Here is a 17,812-nt window from a genome sequence, read left to right as displayed (position 1 = left end):
ATAAATTTTTACCTACATTTGTAATGACTAAAAAAAACGTACGTTTTCATTAGTCATTTTTTCAAAGTTGTTTTTTACAAAGCCGCTTCAAAAGCGGCTTTCACACATTACACAAAATAAAAGATTCTGAAAAAAATGGCACAAATAGGCTCAAAATTTCATTTTCCGCTAAAATTGAAAGATTTTCTTCTCTTTCAAGAATGCCGGGTTATTGTAAAATTTTTGTTTGAATGCATAAAAAAGTATTCCGACAGATCAAAATGTATTTTCTGTCGACAAAGTGTCCGTTTTGTTCAGTCAAAATATATTTTTCTTCGACGAAAAATCCATTATGTTACGTCAAAATCCATTTTTTGCCGACAAAAAATCCATTTTGTTGGAACAAAATACATTTTTCGTCTCCCGAGTGTCCGTTTTGTTAGATTTTTAAATTATTAATTCAAATATAAATCTAATTACTATGTCAATGTACATCCAGTTTTTTAATAGTGATCGATTAGTAAACAATGAATTTTTACTTTTTAGTAAAGATGTAGAAGCTTTAGTCACTAAATTTGATCCTACCGAGTTAAAAGTAGAAACTGTTTTTTCAGAATTTAAATCATCTCTTATCATTTATGACGACAGTATCGTAAAAGTAAAAGGTAGTCGCTACACCATTCTATTACAAAATGCCGGAAATCTTCGTAAGAAGCGCTTCTCAGGCATTATCAATCGTATATTGATGAATCTTGATGACCTCGATTCTGTAAACAGTGAATCAGCAAGAATCTTGGAACCGATTGCAAGAAGTTTTCAGAAAGGACAAAACAAACGTTTTACTGATCTTTCTGGTTATACAATCAACCTGATACAAGAACTACGATCTGATGCAAACAAACCTCACATTGAAAAACTTGGCCTGACCAAACGGGTAGATGATTTAGATACACTAAATAATTTATGTATCTCATTGTCAAATGACCGTACCGATGAACAAGCAACTCGCTTGGCAGCAGGGAAAACAGTCGATACCCGTCCTCTTTTGAAGTCTGCTTATGAAGATTTGCGAGAGCTGCTTAATGCTCAGGCACTTGTCAACAAGACAAAGATATATGCCGATCTTTTCCGTGAGCTAAATGCCCGTATCGACTTCTACCGTGTCGTCATCTCTAACCATTTAGGCAAGGGCAAAGGCGGCAAAACCGGTGGCGGCAACTCCACTCCTCCGTCAGGCGGGGAAGAAGAAAGGCCTGGTGAGTTGTAAAAATGAATATATTTATTGAATTTATCATGAATAAATTAGTATTTGGATATTTCTTGTTTCTTCTGATTTGTTATAATGTAAATGCTCAAACCTATTATTATAAACAGATTGGAATAAAGGAGCATAATGGAAAAGTATCAAATGGAGATGAAGATTCAGGGCAGTTTATAACTTTTACAAAAAAAGGTTGCTATGATTCAGATCGTGAAGGTTATACTGTAAATAATGGAAACTTGACTCTCTTTAATACGAATGCAAAATTTACAACCTATTATGGGGAATCATTCTGGGGAATGGTAAAATATCGTGTTTCAACAGATAAGAGTAGGATTAATATTGTTTTAGATGATATTGATCGTATCTATATTTATGAGCGATCAACTCCACCAAATGGAATAATGACATGCTCATTAATTAAAAAATCAACATCTACTAAGAATATCGATATTATACCTACACCAATCAATACATTAAATTTAGAAGGAGTAGAAAAAGAAAAACCAAATGTTAGCATGTTACAGTCTCATTATAATTCAATGGAAGAAAAGTTAAGAGGTTATTTTAATACTTATGAACGATATCTTTCAAGCTCTTCTGATTCACAATCAGCTGCAATGGGAGTCGCAACTTCTATCATTAATCTTCAACGGCAAATGAAGGACTGGCGTGATTATGCATCACGGCAAGGGGTTACTCTTTCCCAATCGGCATGGGAAATACAGCAGCCCAGTCCTTACACAATACATATTGAAAAGAAAAAAAACTATTAAAAAATTGAGGTATGAAAAAGGTATTATTTATTATGACTTTGATGCTAATAGCTGCATGTCAATGTTTTGGACAAACTTATTTTTATAAGTTGGATTATTTTGTTGATGATAATGGTATAAAGAGTAAAGGTGATGGTCGTACCATGTATGTTACTTTTATTAATGGACGTAAGATGTGTTATCAATCTGATAAGTCAGGTAATATTTATCTAAGGTCAAATGGATTTAATTTGGTAAAAGTAAATGAAATGGTTTTGAAAAAAACAAATAGTAAAGGTATACATATTTATGAGGAATTATGTAAGTCATGGGGAAACTATGATATATTTTCAGAAGAATATGGAAAATACTGGGCTGCAAAAACAAATGGTTTTACTTCATATCATTTTTCTAATGATTTTTCTCGGCTTAATATAGTGTCCGAGGTTAGGCCAAGTGGCCTAAAAGATGATACATTAGTTTGGGTTCGTATATCAGAAGAGTCAGAAGGAGAAGATATTGATATGTATTAACGTGTGTGAAATAATTTATAAAGAATAGTCATAATATGAATTTAGGAATGTCTCAAAAAGTGATTTATCTCCACATTGGAAATTACTTTTTGAGACATATCCTCATATCTACTATTTATTCCACTACCCACCTCTCGATATTCCGCGTTTCCTTGCTAAAGTTGACACCTATCCTGAACAGCTTGCGGGGATCGGATACGAAAGGCAGGGCATAATTTTTTTCATTGATTTGGCGGAGAGCGTCTTCGGCTGTGCCGTCGAGTTTAAATGAGCAGGCTTTTTCCAAAACGGCGCGGACGGCTCAGGAAGAAATAGCTGCCGGCTTTAACTAATTGATAAATTAAAGCAGTTTTATCAATGTAGAAATATCCATCCTTACGGATTTTTTTCGAAATCCTGGATTCCAATGGGATAAATCTTGCTCATAATCAAATGATTTTTAGGATTCTGAATATTACAAAGATACGTGTCTCTTGTGTATATAACAATCTGTCCGGCTAAAGTTTTGCAAAAAGAAGAAGCTGTCCTCATAACAGCCTCTTCCTTTTAATTATTTATTACCAACCTCTTTCAACATCTCCTTCACCGCCTCTTCAAGCTGGTGGTCTTCGCCTTTCAGCTGGGATTCGGGGGAGTTATAGACTTCGATGTCGGGTTCGAGTTGCTGGTTTTCGAGGTAGCGGCCCTGCATATCCTGCATGCCGACCTGCGGAATGCCGAAGACGATCGACGGGTCGATCTGGGATTCCCACCATACGGCTGTCATCGTGCCTGGTACGGGAGCACCGATCAGTTTACCGATTTTCAACGTCTTGTATGTCCAGGGAAAACCGTGGGCGTTCGAATAATTGTCTTCGCACATCAGTACGCAAGACGGTTTGATCCATCTGTTGAACGGATCGTTGCCGATGAATTGCCCGCGCGGGGTGAATTTGGCATACAGTTCGCCGCTCAGCAGGATTGCCAGGTCTTCGTGCAGCCAACCGCCACCATTATGGCGCGTATCGACAATCACAGCCTCCTTCTCGCGGCAACGGCCCAACAGTTCGGAATAGGTCTCGCGGAAACTTTCGCTGTTCATTCCCTCTACATGCACATATCCGATCTTTCCGTTCGACAACTTATCGACCATCAGGCGCTTCTGTTCCACCCAACGCTTGTAAAGCAGATCCGACTGAGCGCCGTATGTGATCGGTTTAACCTGTTCTTCAAAATGTTCCTTAGTAGCCGGGTTATAAACGGACAGCAGCACTTTCTTGCCGGCTTTGCCGCTTAATAACGGATAATAATCTTCGCCGCGCTTGATGCCTGTGCCGTCTATCTTTTCGATGATGCAGCCCGGTTTGATCTTGGTTCCGGCTTTTGTTAACGGGCCTTTGGCAATGATCTCTTCGATCTTCAACCCGTCGCCCGTATAACTGTTGTCATAGAAAGCGCCGAGGCTGGCTGTTGCCGGTGCGGAAGAGGCGGAGCGGTAACGTGCGCCGGTATGTGAACCGTTCAGTTCGCCCAACATTTCGGAAAGCATTTCGGCAAAATCGTAGTTGTTGTTGATATGCGGGAGGAACTTTTCGTATGCCTTTTCGTATCCAGCCCAATCGATGCCGTGTATTGCCGGATCATAGAACTTGTCCAATACCTGGCGCCAGGTGTGGTGGAAGATATATTCGCGTTCCTTTGCCGGGCGATAGGCAAATTCGGCTTTGAAAGCGATCGGTTTCGTTTTGCTGTCCTTGATCTCGATCTTCTTCAGCTGGCCTCTCGAAACGAGGAAGATGTTTTCGCCTTTCTTGTCGGGGAACATGGTCCCGCCGCCTACGCCTTTGATCAGCAGCTTGGTGGTGTTCTCCTTGAAATTGTGTTCCCACAGGTCGTAACCGTCTTCGAACGTGGCGCAATAGTATAGCTTGTCGCCCTTTGGAGTCAGGACGGCATCTCCTAAGAATGAAGAGTTGACGGTCAGGCGCATGATGCGGCCTTTGCGATTTGCCAGGTCGAATTTAAGCGGTTCGACAGGCTTGTCTGCCTTCTCGTCCTTCTTCTTGCCGCCGTCTTTGTCTTTATCTTTCTTGCTGTCCTTGTCTTCTTCGTCCTTATCTTTGTCTTTGTCCTCTTTGCCATCGTCCAGCAGGGCTTGTTCTTCTTTGGTGAGGCGGAATTTATCATAGGCTTCGCCGTCGAAGAACATGATGTAAATATCATCTTCCGCTCCCCAGCTTCCGTGGCTGCGGTAACCGGCACGGTCGGACGACCAGATCATCGCCTTTCCATCCAGTACCCATTTGGCGTTGTTGTCGGAATAGCCGCTTTCGGTCAGGTTGGTCATTTCGCCGCTGCCGTCCGCTTTTACCAGTACGATATCCGTATTGTTCCAGCCGCCGATCGCGATGTATTTGGCGAGGAACCATTTGCTGTCGGGCGACCATTGGTAATACTGGTCACCATCCGCATACGAATAGTTGTATTTACCATCCAGGACGGTGCGGACCTGTTTGCTCTTCAGGTTGATCACGCGCAAGGTCGTACGGTTTTCTAAGAAAGCGACTTCCTTTCCGTCAGGCGAGTACATCGGCTGGAAAGAGACCTGTGAGGTTACCACCAGCGGTTCTTCTTTCAGTTCCTGTGCATAGGTGAAATATTTGTCGTCCTTGCGTACGAGGCTGCTCTGATAAACGCCCCAGATTCCGTCCCGCTCGGCAGAGTAAACTAATGAGCGGCCATCAGGGCTGAAGTCGAGGTCGCGTTCCTGCTGCGGTGTGTTGGTGATCTGCTTGGTCGTTTCATAATCGACCGAAGTCACATACACATCGCCGCGTACGATAAAGGCGACTTCCTTTCCGCTGGGGGAAACGGCGATATCGGTAGCACCGTTTGTCTTGAGTTGGTGGATCAGGTCGTTTTCCACCTTGTCCGAAATGATCCGGATATCCACTTTCTTAGGCTGTGCACCCTCTTTGACCGTATAGATCTCGCCGTCATATCCGTAACAGAGGTTGCCGTTATTGTCTGAAGTCAGGAAACGGACCGGGTGCGTGGTATGGTTGGTTATCTGCCGGCTGTTCTTGCCGGTCAGGTCGTTTTTGAATATGTTGAAACTCCCTTTCTCTTCGCTCAAGTAGTAGAAGGAAGAACCGTCTGGCGTCCATACCGGGTTACGGTCTTCTCCTTTGAAAGAAGTGATCTTTTTAAAGGTGCGGTCCTGCCCGAGGTTGCACAACCAAATGTCGCGTGTGATGGACGACTGGTGATGTTTGCGCCAGGGATCTTCATATCCTTTCATATCCTGGTAAAGGAGCTTGTCGCCTTGCTTATTGAGCGCCAGGCTCTGCATGGCGAGGGATGAATACAACTCCGGCCGTCCGCCGTCCAGACCGATTTGATAAATCTGCGGGAATTGGCTTGACGGGAACTGGCTGTCTTTGGCATCCTGTTGGATGGAGGCAGAGTAGAGGATGTGTTTCGCATCGCTGAACGTTTCCGGATATTCGTTTGCGGAATGGGTGGTCAACTGCTTCGGGCTGCCCCCTTCCTTGTCCATCACGAAGATGTCGAAATTTCCGTTCCGGTCGGAAGCGAACACAATCTGGCTGCCGTCAGGCGACCAGACCGGGCGTGTATCGTGAGCCGGATGGGTTGTTAACTGGGTGGCTTTGCCACCATTTGCCGGAACAGTGTAGATATCGCCTTTGTAAGTAAAGGCAATTGTTTCACCGTTTGGAGAAATTGCCGGATAGCGCATCCATAGCGGATCATTTTCGGCCAGCACGTTTGTCGTAAATAGTAGTGCTGAAGTCAGGATAAATAATGATTTCATGCTTCGCTTTTTTGATGGGCATAAAGATACGGTATTATTATAAAAAAAGAGATAAATAAGTTTGATAGTAGTCGTTCAGTAGTTTATTTCTATCTTTACGAACTAAAAGTTAGGGGTGACTGAGGTAATTATGCGTGAATTATCGATACATAGCAATATCATAGAAAGACTTAAACGTGGCTCTTATGAAGCGTTCGATGCATTATATAATATGTACGCGGATTCTTTGTACGGTTTCGCCTTGTTGCATACGAAGTCTGTTGTCCAGGCGGAAGATATCGTGCAGGAGACGTTTCTCAAGCTGTGGAACATGCGTGCCACCCTATCTGTCGAGGGCTCTTTCAAATCCATGTTGTTCACGATTGCCAAGAACCAGGTGATCGACGTTTTCCGCCAACAGATCAACCGCCCTGATTTTGAAGATTACATTCGCTTTTGCGAAGACGAGAACCTATTGGATAATACTTCCGTAGAGAAAATATATTATGATGATTTTATCGACAAGTTGGCAATCGCCAAACAAAAACTGACTCCCGCACAGCGGAACATCTTTGAAATGAGCCGAGAGGAAGGAATGAGCAACGCCGAAATAGCCGCCCTTTCGGATTTGTCCGAGCAAACGGTAAAGAATCATTTGTCCGCCGCATTAAAGATTCTGCGTGAGGAGCTCCGGAAATATAATTATCTTTTTGCCCTTTTCATATAGGAAGACCAAAAAAGCCTGCATCCCTTTTCCCAAGCCGCTCCCGGAGTTCCAGATAATTTCATGGCTTGGAACTAAGAGTTTCTCTCAATGGAACTAAGAGTTCCTTTAAATGAAACTAAAGGTTCCAAGGCATGAAACTTTTGGTTTCATTAGATGGAACTTCGGGCACGTCATAAGGGAAAGGAGCGGGAATATGCTTTAGAACATATAATAACGCCTGGTACTTTTTTAGTACTTGTTCGTGTAACTATAAACAATCGACAAATTATGACCGGTTTATTTAATAAATTATATTCTCAATTCTTAAGCGGAAAGACCAATCATGAAGATTTCGGGGACTTCAAGGAGTCCTTGAATCATCTTTCGGATCAGGAACTGTCTGAAAGGATGGAAGCGTTTTGGAATGGAAATTCCGATTTCCCGCCTATGGAAGCCGGCCGTAAGCGGGAGATTCACCGGAGGCTCCGGTTGCAGATAAATTCTCCTAAAACCATTATTCGCTGGTCCCGTATCGTGGCGGCCGTTGCCGTGGTTGCCGTCTTATCCGTTACGGCGTGGAACCTTTCTCTTTTGCATGAATTGCAGAATGGGAACACTTCTTTCCTGGCGGAAGTCCCGGCCGGTGATAAAGTGCAGTTGACATTGCCGGATAAGAGCTCTGTCAAGTTGAATTCGGAAAGTTCCTTGTCTTATGCTTTTGTCGATGGAAAGCGCGTCGCCTGTTTGAAGGGCGAAGGCTATTTCCAGGTTTCCAAAGACAGGAAGCATCCGTTTGTCGTGCAGGTCGGCAATTTGAATATCGAAGTGCTGGGAACCAGCTTCAATGTCTACTCGTATGAGGAGAATGACTTTGTGGAGACTTCTTTGATAGAAGGCTCCGTCCGTCTTTACGACTCCGGGTCGCCTTCGGAAAGTTTTATATTGAAGCCTTCGCAGAAAGCGATCTATTCGAAAAATAATGGGAAAATCAGTTTTCACGATACAGATAATGTAAAAGAGACAGCTTGGACGCAAAATCATCTGGTGTTCGAATCGGAAAAGCTGGGTTCGGTATTCCAGAAGATCGAAAGATGGTATGGAGTGCATATCGACCTGCTATGCCCGGAGATCGCGAACGATCCGATTTCCGGTTCATTCAAGGATGAACAACTCCCGTACGTCATGGAAGCTCTGAAATTCCAGTATGGGTTTACTTATGAGATCACAGGAAACAATGTAACGATTAATAAGTCTAATCAATTAAAAATTCAATAAAGCTTATGAAATGAACAGGTGAGATCAAAGAAAAAGTGTTTTTAAAAATCAATTGTTTAATTCTAACTTAAGTCTATTTATCATAGTCATGAAGAAAGTATTTCGGAGTGCAGCACTCCTGCTTTTGTGTACAACTATGTACGCACAGGACATCTCGCAAACAATGTCAATGAATTTGCAGAATGTCACATTGAAAGAGTTTTTTAAGAATCTGGAAGCCCAAACGTCTTTTTCAGTCGTTTACCGGGACATCATTCTAAGTGAAAATCCGGATGTAGTCGTTTCCGCTTCCAACCGTCCGCTAAAGGATATCCTGTCCCAGGTATTGGAAAAGCATGGCCTTTCTTACAAGGTGAGCAACAAGACGATTGTGATCGTCAAGGCCGAGGCTCCTGTCAAACAGCAAAAAGCCAAGAAAATATCCGGTGTGATTACGGACGAAACGGGATTTCCGGTAGCCGGAGCGAATATCGTTGTCAAGGGGACGACCAACGGGACCATCTCGGACATGGATGGTAACTTCTCTTTGGAGGCAGCTCCGGGGGAATTGTTGGAAATATCCTATATCGGTTTTTTACCGATGGAGGTCAAGGTCGACGGCAAGAATACGTTTGACATCCTGATGAAAGAGGATGCACTGGGCCTGGATGAAGTGGTCGTCGTAGGTTATGGTACGGTGAAGAAAAGAGACTTGACCGGGGCTGTCGCTTCTGTAAACGCCGCCAAGATTTCGGCCGTTCCGACTTCCACCGCATCGGAAGCATTGCAGGGACGTATTCCGGGTGTTGTCGTTTCCAATGCCAACTGGTCGCCGGGTTCTACCCCGAGTGTGATGATCCGTGGTAAACGTTCGATCACCGCCAGCAACGATCCGTTGTATGTGATCGACGGGGTCCCCGTTACCGGTGGTATCGGCGAAATCAGCCCGTCGGATATCGAATCCATGGAAGTGTTGAAGGACGCGTCGGCAACTGCTATCTACGGTGCCCGTGGTGCGAACGGTGTTATCCTGATTACGACCAAGCAAGGTAAATCAGGTAAGACGCAGATCGACTATAACGGATATGTCGGAGCACAGACAATCCTGAACCAGCTCGATTTCTGGGACGGACCGGAATATGCCGAATATACGCGCGAGTCTTATCGTAATACGAGCAATAGTTCGATCCGCTATAACTCGGATGTGGCTTCCAGGGATCAGGATATGGTCTGTCCGGGATTCACACGCGACCCGTCGATCATGGAATCGGTCATGATGGGTTGGGGCGAAGATGGCGTTTATAATCCGTCCCGCGTACGTACTACCCGGTATATGGATCATGTGACTCGCACCGGTATGGTGACCGACCACCAACTGAGTATCCGCGGCGGTGGCGAACGGACGAATTTCCTTGCCTCCGCTACTTACAATAAGAATAACGGTATTTTCAAAGATGAAGATTATGAACGCTATTCGATCCGTCTGAACCTGAACCACGAGATCAACAAATATGTGAAGATCGGGGCGCAGACGCAATATTCGCGTGCCGTCCAGCAACGCGGAGCCGGGCTTGCCGGTGGTTGGCGTTTAAGCCCGTTGGCCCAGTTGTGGGATGATAACGGCGAGATTATTCCGTTACCGGGTTCTTATAATGTTTACAATACGATGATGGACCTTGTTCCGGGAGCCGTGGACCGTCCGTTGAAGACGACGCGCTACTTAGGCAGCTATTCACTGGATATCAAACTGCCTGTTGACGGTTTGAAGTTCCGTTCCAACCTGGGTATCGATGCCCGTACCGTACAGGACTACGAGTTCAGGTCTGCTAAGACCAGCAACCGGGGTATGGGTACTTCCTATGCCAAGAACGCGGTGGACAAGTACACAATGTTTACACTGGAAAACATGCTTTTCTACGATAAGACGTTTAACGACAAGCATACGTTGGGTGTAACCTTGTTGCAGTCCATCCAGGAAGATAAAAGAGAAAATGTGAATGTCGCAATGGAGAACCTGCCTGCCGATAACCTGAAATATTATGACCTGGGATCGGGATTGGTGACCAATACGATCGGTAGCTCGATGGTTAAGTGGAATATGGCTTCCTTCATGGGACGTATCAATTATAACTATTTAGGACGTTACCTGTTGACGGTTTCCGCCCGTTACGACGGTTCTTCCCGTTTGGCCGACGGACACAAGTGGGTGCTTTTCCCTTCCGCCGCATTGGCATGGCGTGTCAATGAAGAATCGTTCATGTCGAATACTTCCGGCTGGTTGGATAACCTGAAGTTTAGACTTGGCTTCGGTAAGACCGGTAACTCGGCCGTAGATCCTTACCAGACGAAAGGTACATTGTCGCTGATCCGTTATCCGTTTGATAATGGTGGAATTCCGACGATCGGATATGCTCCGAATGCGATGGCAAACAGTCTGTTGACGTGGGAAACGACGGATCAGTGGAACTTGGGTATCGATTTTGGTGTGTTGAGAGGACGTATCAACGGTACGATCGACTTGTATATGCAGAACACACATGATCTGTTGCTGAAACGCCAGTTGCCGGTTGTTTCCGGTTTTCCCGATGTGCTTTCGAATGTGGGTAAGACGCGTAATAAAGGTATAGAAGTTTCTATCAACTCTATGAACATCAATACGAAAGACTTCCAGTGGACAACTGATTTGATGCTGTCTTCCAACAAGGAGGAAATCGTTGAACTGTATAATGGCAAGAACGACGATATCGGTAGCAAATGGTTTATCGGTCAGCCGGTGAATGTTCACTATGACTACCACAAGGTGGGTATCTGGCAGAACACGGAGTCAGATCTTGCCGAGATGGCGAAATTTGCCGCCAACGGTACGGACTTTGCTCCAGGTGATATCAAGATTGAGGATGTGAACGGTGACTATAAGATTACGGATGCTGATAAGCAGATTCTGGGTAACCCGCGTCCGAAACTGATTGCCAGTATGGTGAATACCTTCAACTATAAAGGGTTCGACTTGTCGGTCTTCTTATATGCGAGCTTTGGCGCTATGCTGTATAACGATATTTATGCGGTGGAACATTGCGGACGTAATGGTGGTGTGAAAGTGGACTACTGGACACCAAACAACCCGACGAACGCTTATCCTCGCCCGAGTATCGACGAAGAGCGTCCGATCTACATCACGTCCACTTATTATGAAAAGGCGGATTTCCTCCGTGTGAAGACAATGACGATGGGATATACGTTGCCGAAGAGCTTGACTCAGAAGTTCATGGTTGAGAAACTGCGTGTTTACTTCACGGCACAGAATCCGTTCATCTTTACCAACTATACAGGTATCGACCCGGAAGCGTCCAAAGTCAATGCGGCAGGTAATCCTGAAACAAACGGTAGTGGTTTCGGTACTCCGAGTATCAGCTCTTGGATTTTTGGTATAAACTTGACTTTGTAATTTTAATCTTAATAAATAAGGAATGAAAATGAAATCTATATATTACTATATGCTGGCAGGCCTGACGCTTTCTACATCAGGTTGCAGCAGCTGGTTAAGCGAAGACGATGCTCCGGTGATGTCGTACGATTATTATGAAACGGAAGCCGGGGTAAATGCCGCCATTACGGCAGCTTACGGTTTCCTCCGCTGGGGAGTCGGCGGTGAACGCTTCAATGTTCTGACCGAATTAGGAACTGACTTGTTTACGGAAGGTGAAGATGGTAGTAACCGTGAATCGTATAATAAATATGCGACACAGCTGAATCCGGACGACGGTATTCTGTATGAGATGTGGGAAAATCATTATAAAGGGATTAGTGATGCCAATATCGCGATGCAGAAGATTCTGGATTCCCAAGACTTGTTGGAAAGTGTGAAAACACAAAGTTATGCCGAAATGCAATTTATCCGTGCTTATTTATATTTTGATTTGGTGCAACAGTTCGGACGTATTCCTTTGGTAACGGAAGGCAGTTTCGAGATTCGGACGGACTTTAAGCGTGCTCCGGTTGCAGATATTTATAATGTCATCATCAGTGATTTGCGTAATGCCGCCGAAAATTTACCGGAGAAGGCTTCGGTTTTGGGACGTGCCACACGTTATTCTGCTGCCCATCTGTTAGCGAAGGTTTATTTGACTCGTGGCAGTGCGGTCAAGGATGCGCGTGGTCAGAAAGCGACGGATATGGACAGTACGCTTTATTATGCAGAGCAAGTGATCAACAGTGGGGCTTACTCTCTGCAAGAAAACTTCTCCTCTCTGTGGGATATCAAGAATCAGGGGAATTCCGAGACCGTGTTTGCCGTTCAGTTTACGACAGAGCCTATGTTCAATGGGGACGGCAACAAACAGCATCTTTATTGGTTATCTTGGTATGAAGACCAGCCCGGTATGTTGCGTGACATTGAGAATGGCCGTCCGTTCCGCCGTCATGTGGCTACTAAAAAGACTATGGATGATCTGTACGACCGTCTGCATGATTCTCGTTTCTACAAGAGTTTCAAGTGGGTATATTATGCCAATAATGTGAAAACCTTACCTGTTTGGGAATCCCTGTCTTATGACGGTTCTGTTTACTTCAACCCGGATCCTTCAAAAGGACAGGTTGCCGGCCAACTGAAATTCCAGTATGGCGATACGGCTATCTATTATACGATGGAAAAGACCGGATACGAATCTAACAGCAATGATATGCGTAAGTTCCGTGCCAACTTTACCTATTCTTATTTCCCCCGCGAAACACACTCGATCCGTTATTTCCCGTCACTGGTGAAATACCTCGACCCGAACCGTCCTTCCGTTTCCGAAGAGAAGGGTTCTCGCGAATGGGTTCGTATGCGTTTGGGCGAAACGTATCTGTTGGCTGCGGAAGCTGCCGGCCGTAAAGGGGATTTCGACAAGGCTGCCGAATATATCAATGTGATCCGCAAACGTGCCGCCTGGTCCGAAGGTGAACAGAAAGACCAACAGATCTGGCTCTTCGAAGGAGGTACGAATGATACCGGAAGCACGTATGACGCACTGAAAGTTACTCCTGCCGACCTGCAAGGTGATTTTATCGAATTTATCCTGAACGAACGCGGACGCGAATTGCTGGGAGAAACCAACCGCTGGGAAGACCTGGTGCGTTGCGAACTGTTGTACGACTGGGTGAAAAAATATAACCCGGATGCGATCTATATCAAACCGTATCACAAACTTCGTCCGATCCCGCAGAAACACATCGACCGCCTGAATCCTGTCGGTGAAATCAGCGAAGAACAGAATGAAGGTTACTATTAATCTCTATATCCGGAGGTCAAATATAGTAAATAGGTATTAGCCGAAAGTGGCCGGCTGCGATGGAATGATGATATTCCGGTCGTAGCCGGCTTTTTTTGTTTTTTCCAAGAAACCTTGAAAAAACGGGGAAGGAATATCCGTATTTTGAATCTTCTGTTTATCTTTGCCGTGTACAATAAGCCAGATAAAGCGTTATCGCTGGTGCAACTTTAGTGATGAACACGAAAGTTTATATATTATCTCTTGATTGAAACCTCGAAATTTTCAGAATAACTAGTGGATAGTATGTGGATTTTGTTCGCGTTTTTTCTTGTCATACAGGACGGGTGCCTATGCACTCGTGTATCCAAGATAAAAAAACGTGGGTAATTATCGCATACAACTAGTTATAGGTTATTCGAGGTCCTTAATCGAGTGTATGTTGTTAATTCCCACGTTTCTTTATAATAACCATCCAATTTGGGAATTGTTGGATATACGGATTATTTCAGGTCGAATTTAAGCAAATATGGAATTACCTTTATCTATCTCAAATCTTCAGGAGCAATGGTTGCTATCTTTTTTGGAAAAACTTGATCCTGTCAACATTACTGAACTTTTTTGGCAATTGCGTCCCTATGTCGTTCTGCATCATGTCGAGTTTAAAGAATCTTCGTTCTCTTTTTCGTCAGTCGGTATTATTAGTTTTGCTGATATAGCCGCTTTCGTCCTGTTGAAGGACGCTTTGGGCATTCTGTTGAAGAACGGGCGCTTCTGTTTGTTTTCCGCATCGAGCATGGATCAGCAGTGTATATCGGTTTGCGATCCCGAATTTTATAAACGCACGGGAAAATTGTTGCCCGGCTGGTCCCTTTTTGTCGCTAAACGGCAATTATTATGGTGGAAGATAAAGGAATATCTGCGCAGGAATATACTTTGAGCTTTACTTTTTTTACCTTTGTCGGTATACTAAACGATAATAGGTATGAAAAAGAAACTTATCTTTTCTTTATTGGTTCTTGCCGGCGCGCCTTCACTGTTGATGGCGGCGGATGAAGCGCGTCTGTTGCGTTTCCCGGCAACGAACGGTAATGAGATTGTATTCTCGTATGCGGGAGACCTCTACAAGGTTCCGGCTACGGGTGGCGAAGCCAAGCGCCTGACTTCGCATGTGGGATACGAAATGTTTCCCCGTTTTTCGCCGGACGGCAAAACGATTGCATTCACCGGGCAATATGATGGTAATACGGAAGTGTATACTATGCCGGTGTCGGGCGGGGAACCGTTGCGTGTGACCTATACGGCCACGAACAGCCGGGATGACCTGGGCGACCGCATGGGACCGAACAACATCGTGATGAACTGGACACCCGACGGCAGCCGCATCGTGTACCGCAACCGCATCAGCGACGGCTTCAGCGGGAAGCTGTTCACGGTGGATAAGGAGGGAGGACTGTCCGAAGTTATCCCGCTTCCCGAAGGCGGGTTCTGCAGTTATTCTCCCGATGGCAAACAACTGGCTTATAACCGCGTCATGCGTGAGTTCCGTACCTGGAAATACTACAAAGGAGGGATGGCGGATGATGTCTGGATCTATAATCCCGACAAGAAAACGGTCGAGAATATTACCGACAACCCCGCACAGGACATTATCCCGATGTGGATCGGCGACGAAATCTTCTTCCTTTCCGACCGCGACCGGACGATGAACATCTTCGTTTATAACACGAAGACCAAACAGACGGACAAGGTCACCGACTTCACCGAATACGATGTGAAGTTCCCAAGCGCAAACGGCAATACGATCGTTTTCGAGAACGGCGGTTATATCTACAAGATGGATGCCGGAACCAAGAAGCCGGAAAAGGTGAATATCACCCTGACGTCCGATAACATCTACGCTCGCAGCGAAATCAAGGACGGAGCCGGTTATATCACCGAAGCCAGCCTCTCGCCCGACGGCGAACGCTTAGTGGTGACGGCCCGCGGCGAAGTGTTCAACCTGCCGGTAGGGAAAGGAGTGACAAAGAATATCACCCGCTCGCCGGGAGCACATGACCGCGATGCACAATGGTCGCCCGACGGCACATCCATTGTCTATATCTCGGATGCCACCGGAGAAACGGAACTCTATATGCAGGATGCCACCGGCGGCGAACCCGTGCAACTGACGAAAAATAACGACACGTATATCCGCGGTTTTGAATGGAGCCCGGATTCCAAGACGATTGTTTATACAGACCGCAAGAACCGCGTGAACCTGCTGGATGTAGCTACGAAACAGGTGACAACCTTGTTGCAGGATCCGATGGGCGAACCCCGCGGCGTGACCTTCTCTCCGGATAACAAATGGCTGACGTATACCCGCACGGGAGACAATGATGTTAGCATCGTTTATGTCTATAACCTTGCCGATAAGAAAGAATATGCGGTGACGGACAAATGGTATAACTCCTCTTCCCCGGCATTCAGTACGGACGGCAAATATCTGATTTTCGCATCCGCCCGCGATTTCAACCCGACGTACGGGGCACTGGAATGGAACCATGTGTATGATAATATGTACGGAATTTACCTGCTGCTGCTATCCAGCGATACGCCTTCGCCTTTCTTAGAAAAGGATGCGGTAGTCGCCGTAGCCAAAGATGAGGCAAAGAAAAACGACACGGCGAAGAAAGACGAGGCAAAGAAAGATGCGTCTGCAGTTTCGGCCGTCAAGATCGACTTCGACGGGCTGACGGAACGCATCGTCAAGCTACCGGTAAGCCCTTCTTATTACGGCAACTTCTATTCGGATGGAAATAAGGTCTATTATTTAGGGCTCGGCGGTACAAAAGTGTTCGACCTCAAAGAACAGAAAGAAGAAGTGGTGGCCGACGGCGCCCAGATGGGCGTTGAGGCAGGCAGCAAGAAGGCCTTCTTCTTCAAGGGTCAGGATATTTATGTGACGGATATCCCTTCGGGCAAAGCCGACCTGAGCGATCCGGTGAACCTGTCGAATATGAAGATCACGGTCGACTATCCGCAGGAATGGGCGCAAATCTTTGATGAGGCGTGGCGCGCTTTCCGTGACGGCTTCTACCTGGAGAATATGCACGGGACGGATTGGAATGCGATCAAAGCAAAATACGAGGTGCTCGTCCCGTATGCCAAGACTCGCTTAGACTTGAACTACATCATCGGCGAGATGATCGGCGAACTGAACTGTGGCCATGCGTATGTGAACCCGGGTGAGGTTGAACGCCCCAACCGGATTAAGACCGGTCTGTTAGGCGCTGAAATCTCTCGTGACAAAAGCGGCTTCTTCCGCCTCGAAAAAATCTTGCCGGGTGCATCCTGGAGCAAATCGTTGCGCTCTCCGTTGACGGAGCCGGGCATCGAGGCAAAGGCAGGCGAGTTTATCGTGGCGATCGACGGCGTGCCGACAAACAGTGTGAAAGATATGTATTCGCTGCTGGTCGGCAAGGCGGATGTCCCGACCGAAATTTCGCTGAACAGCAAACCGCAACTGGCTGGTGCGCGCAAGATCGTGATCAGTCCGCTTGCAGAAGAATACTCGCTCTACCATTACAACTGGGTGCAGGATAATATCAAGAAAGTCGATAAAGCTTCGAACGGCAAGATCGGTTACATCTATATCCCCGACATGGGGCCGGAAGGACTGAACGAGTTTTCCCGCTATTTCTATCCGCAACTCGACAAAGAAGGGTTGATTATCGACGACCGCGCGAATGGCGGAGGTAATGTTTCGCCGATGATCCTCGAACGCCTCGCCCGCGAACCCTACCGTCTGACGATGCGCCGCGGTTCCTCCCGCGTCGGAACCGTGCCCGATGCCGTGCAGGTAGGCCCGAAGGTCTGTCTGATCAATAAATATTCGGCTTCGGACGGGGATCTTTTCCCGTGGGGATTCCGTGCCTTGGGATTGGGCAAGTTGATCGGGACGCGTACGTGGGGCGGCATTGTCGGCATCAGCGGCCCGCTGCCTTATATGGACGGGACGGACATCCGCGTGCCTTTCTTCACAAGCTACGATCCGAAGACCGGCAGTTGGATCATCGAGAATCATGGTGTCGATCCCGACATCCTGATCGACAACGATCCCGTTAAGGAATGGAACGGTGAAGACCAGCAACTCGACCGCGCCATCCAGGAAGTCATGAAAGAACTCCAGAGCCGCAAGCCGCTTCCGGGGATTCCGGCGCCGAGGGATTTCTCTAAATAATTTTGAATGATGATTTATCAGCATAATATTTAGGCACAGATTACACGGATTACACGG

11 protein-coding genes and 1 pseudogene are annotated in these 17,812 nt (G+C 46.0%); 9 read left to right on the top strand and 3 right to left on the bottom strand.

What is annotated here, in order from left to right; genetic code table 11:
• Positions 1-460: 460 nt before the first annotated feature.
• From ACPYIV_RS14090 to ACPYIV_RS14080, 3 genes are read left to right on the top strand one after another with little or no spacing between them, the layout of a single operon-like run.
• Positions 461-1,246 carry a DUF6261 family protein gene (locus ACPYIV_RS14090; protein WP_293732147.1) on the top strand — a complete coding sequence of 262 codons (786 nt, stop codon included), beginning with the start codon at positions 461-463 and terminating at the stop codon, positions 1,244-1,246.
• A gap of 26 nt (positions 1,247-1,272) precedes the next feature.
• Complete coding sequence (locus ACPYIV_RS14085) at positions 1,273-2,016, top strand: hypothetical protein (RefSeq protein ID WP_425883589.1); 744 nt, start codon at positions 1,273-1,275, stop codon at positions 2,014-2,016.
• Between the two features lie 11 nt (positions 2,017-2,027).
• On the top strand, positions 2,028-2,528 hold the full coding sequence (locus tag ACPYIV_RS14080) for a hypothetical protein (protein ID WP_425883587.1): 501 nt from the start codon (positions 2,028-2,030) through the stop codon (positions 2,526-2,528).
• 115 nt (positions 2,529-2,643) lie between these two features.
• Here the strand turns inward: ACPYIV_RS14080 and ACPYIV_RS14075 are convergent, their stop codons facing one another.
• From ACPYIV_RS14075 to ACPYIV_RS14065, 3 genes and pseudogenes are all read right to left on the bottom strand, one after another.
• Positions 2,644-2,814, bottom strand: a complete 171-nt coding sequence (locus tag ACPYIV_RS14075; protein WP_425883585.1) for a PD-(D/E)XK nuclease domain-containing protein — start codon at positions 2,812-2,814, stop codon at positions 2,644-2,646.
• Positions 2,795-2,957: pseudogene (locus ACPYIV_RS14070) on the bottom strand (AAA family ATPase); the annotation flags it as partial. The gene ACPYIV_RS14075 and the pseudogene ACPYIV_RS14070, both read right to left, overlap by 20 nt.
• 121 nt (positions 2,958-3,078) lie before the next feature.
• On the bottom strand, positions 3,079-6,342 hold the full coding sequence (locus tag ACPYIV_RS14065; RefSeq protein ID WP_425883583.1) for a S41 family peptidase: 3,264 nt from the start codon (positions 6,340-6,342) through the stop codon (positions 3,079-3,081).
• A gap of 130 nt (positions 6,343-6,472) precedes the next feature.
• On the opposite strand from ACPYIV_RS14065, the gene ACPYIV_RS14060 reads away from it, so the two are divergent.
• The 6 genes from ACPYIV_RS14060 to ACPYIV_RS14035 all read left to right on the top strand — a co-directional run bounded on the left by ACPYIV_RS14060 (position 6,473) and on the right by ACPYIV_RS14035 (position 17,755).
• On the top strand, positions 6,473-7,048 hold the full coding sequence (locus tag ACPYIV_RS14060) for an RNA polymerase sigma factor (protein ID WP_308526286.1): 576 nt from the start codon (positions 6,473-6,475) through the stop codon (positions 7,046-7,048).
• Between the two features lie 267 nt (positions 7,049-7,315).
• Complete coding sequence (locus ACPYIV_RS14055) at positions 7,316-8,302, top strand: FecR family protein (RefSeq protein ID WP_425883581.1); 987 nt, start codon at positions 7,316-7,318, stop codon at positions 8,300-8,302.
• Between the two features lie 88 nt (positions 8,303-8,390).
• Positions 8,391-11,726: a TonB-dependent receptor gene (locus ACPYIV_RS14050; RefSeq protein WP_425883579.1), complete on the top strand. Its 3,336-nt coding sequence runs from the start codon at positions 8,391-8,393 to the stop codon at positions 11,724-11,726.
• A 22-nt stretch (positions 11,727-11,748) separates the two neighbouring features.
• Positions 11,749-13,551 (top strand): RagB/SusD family nutrient uptake outer membrane protein, encoded by a 1,803-nt coding sequence (locus tag ACPYIV_RS14045; RefSeq protein ID WP_293732154.1) that lies wholly within the window; start codon positions 11,749-11,751, stop codon positions 13,549-13,551.
• 508 nt (positions 13,552-14,059) lie between these two features.
• Positions 14,060-14,470 carry a hypothetical protein gene (locus ACPYIV_RS14040; RefSeq protein WP_293732155.1) on the top strand — a complete coding sequence of 137 codons (411 nt, stop codon included), beginning with the start codon at positions 14,060-14,062 and terminating at the stop codon, positions 14,468-14,470.
• A 45-nt stretch (positions 14,471-14,515) separates the two neighbouring features.
• Positions 14,516-17,755: a S41 family peptidase gene (locus ACPYIV_RS14035; protein WP_425883576.1), complete on the top strand. Its 3,240-nt coding sequence runs from the start codon at positions 14,516-14,518 to the stop codon at positions 17,753-17,755.
• Positions 17,756-17,812 lie beyond the last annotated feature (57 nt).

The sequence above is a fragment of the Parabacteroides vesiculifaciens genome (assembly GCF_049860805.1).
Taxonomy (GTDB): domain Bacteria; phylum Bacteroidota; class Bacteroidia; order Bacteroidales; family Tannerellaceae; genus Parabacteroides.
This window is presented reverse-complemented; position numbering and strand designations above follow the sequence as displayed.

Excerpts from the sequence above, each read along its gene's own strand:
- ACPYIV_RS14050 (WP_425883579.1), top strand. The coding sequence starts at position 8,391 with ATGAAGAAAGTATTTCGGAGTGCAGCACTCCTGCTTTTGTGTACAACT.
- ACPYIV_RS14060 (WP_308526286.1), top strand. The coding sequence starts at position 6,473 with ATGCGTGAATTATCGATACATAGCAATATCATAGAAAGACTTAAACGT.
- ACPYIV_RS14040 (WP_293732155.1), top strand. The coding sequence starts at position 14,060 with ATGGAATTACCTTTATCTATCTCAAATCTTCAGGAGCAATGGTTGCTA.
- ACPYIV_RS14090 (WP_293732147.1), top strand. The coding sequence starts at position 461 with ATGTCAATGTACATCCAGTTTTTTAATAGTGATCGATTAGTAAACAAT.
- ACPYIV_RS14035 (WP_425883576.1), top strand. The coding sequence starts at position 14,516 with ATGAAAAAGAAACTTATCTTTTCTTTATTGGTTCTTGCCGGCGCGCCT.
- ACPYIV_RS14045 (WP_293732154.1), top strand. The coding sequence starts at position 11,749 with ATGAAAATGAAATCTATATATTACTATATGCTGGCAGGCCTGACGCTT.
- ACPYIV_RS14055 (WP_425883581.1), top strand. The coding sequence starts at position 7,316 with ATGACCGGTTTATTTAATAAATTATATTCTCAATTCTTAAGCGGAAAG.
- ACPYIV_RS14085 (WP_425883589.1), top strand. The coding sequence starts at position 1,273 with ATGAATAAATTAGTATTTGGATATTTCTTGTTTCTTCTGATTTGTTAT.
- ACPYIV_RS14065 (WP_425883583.1), bottom strand. The coding sequence starts at position 6,342 with ATGAAATCATTATTTATCCTGACTTCAGCACTACTATTTACGACAAAC.
- ACPYIV_RS14080 (WP_425883587.1), top strand. The coding sequence starts at position 2,028 with ATGAAAAAGGTATTATTTATTATGACTTTGATGCTAATAGCTGCATGT.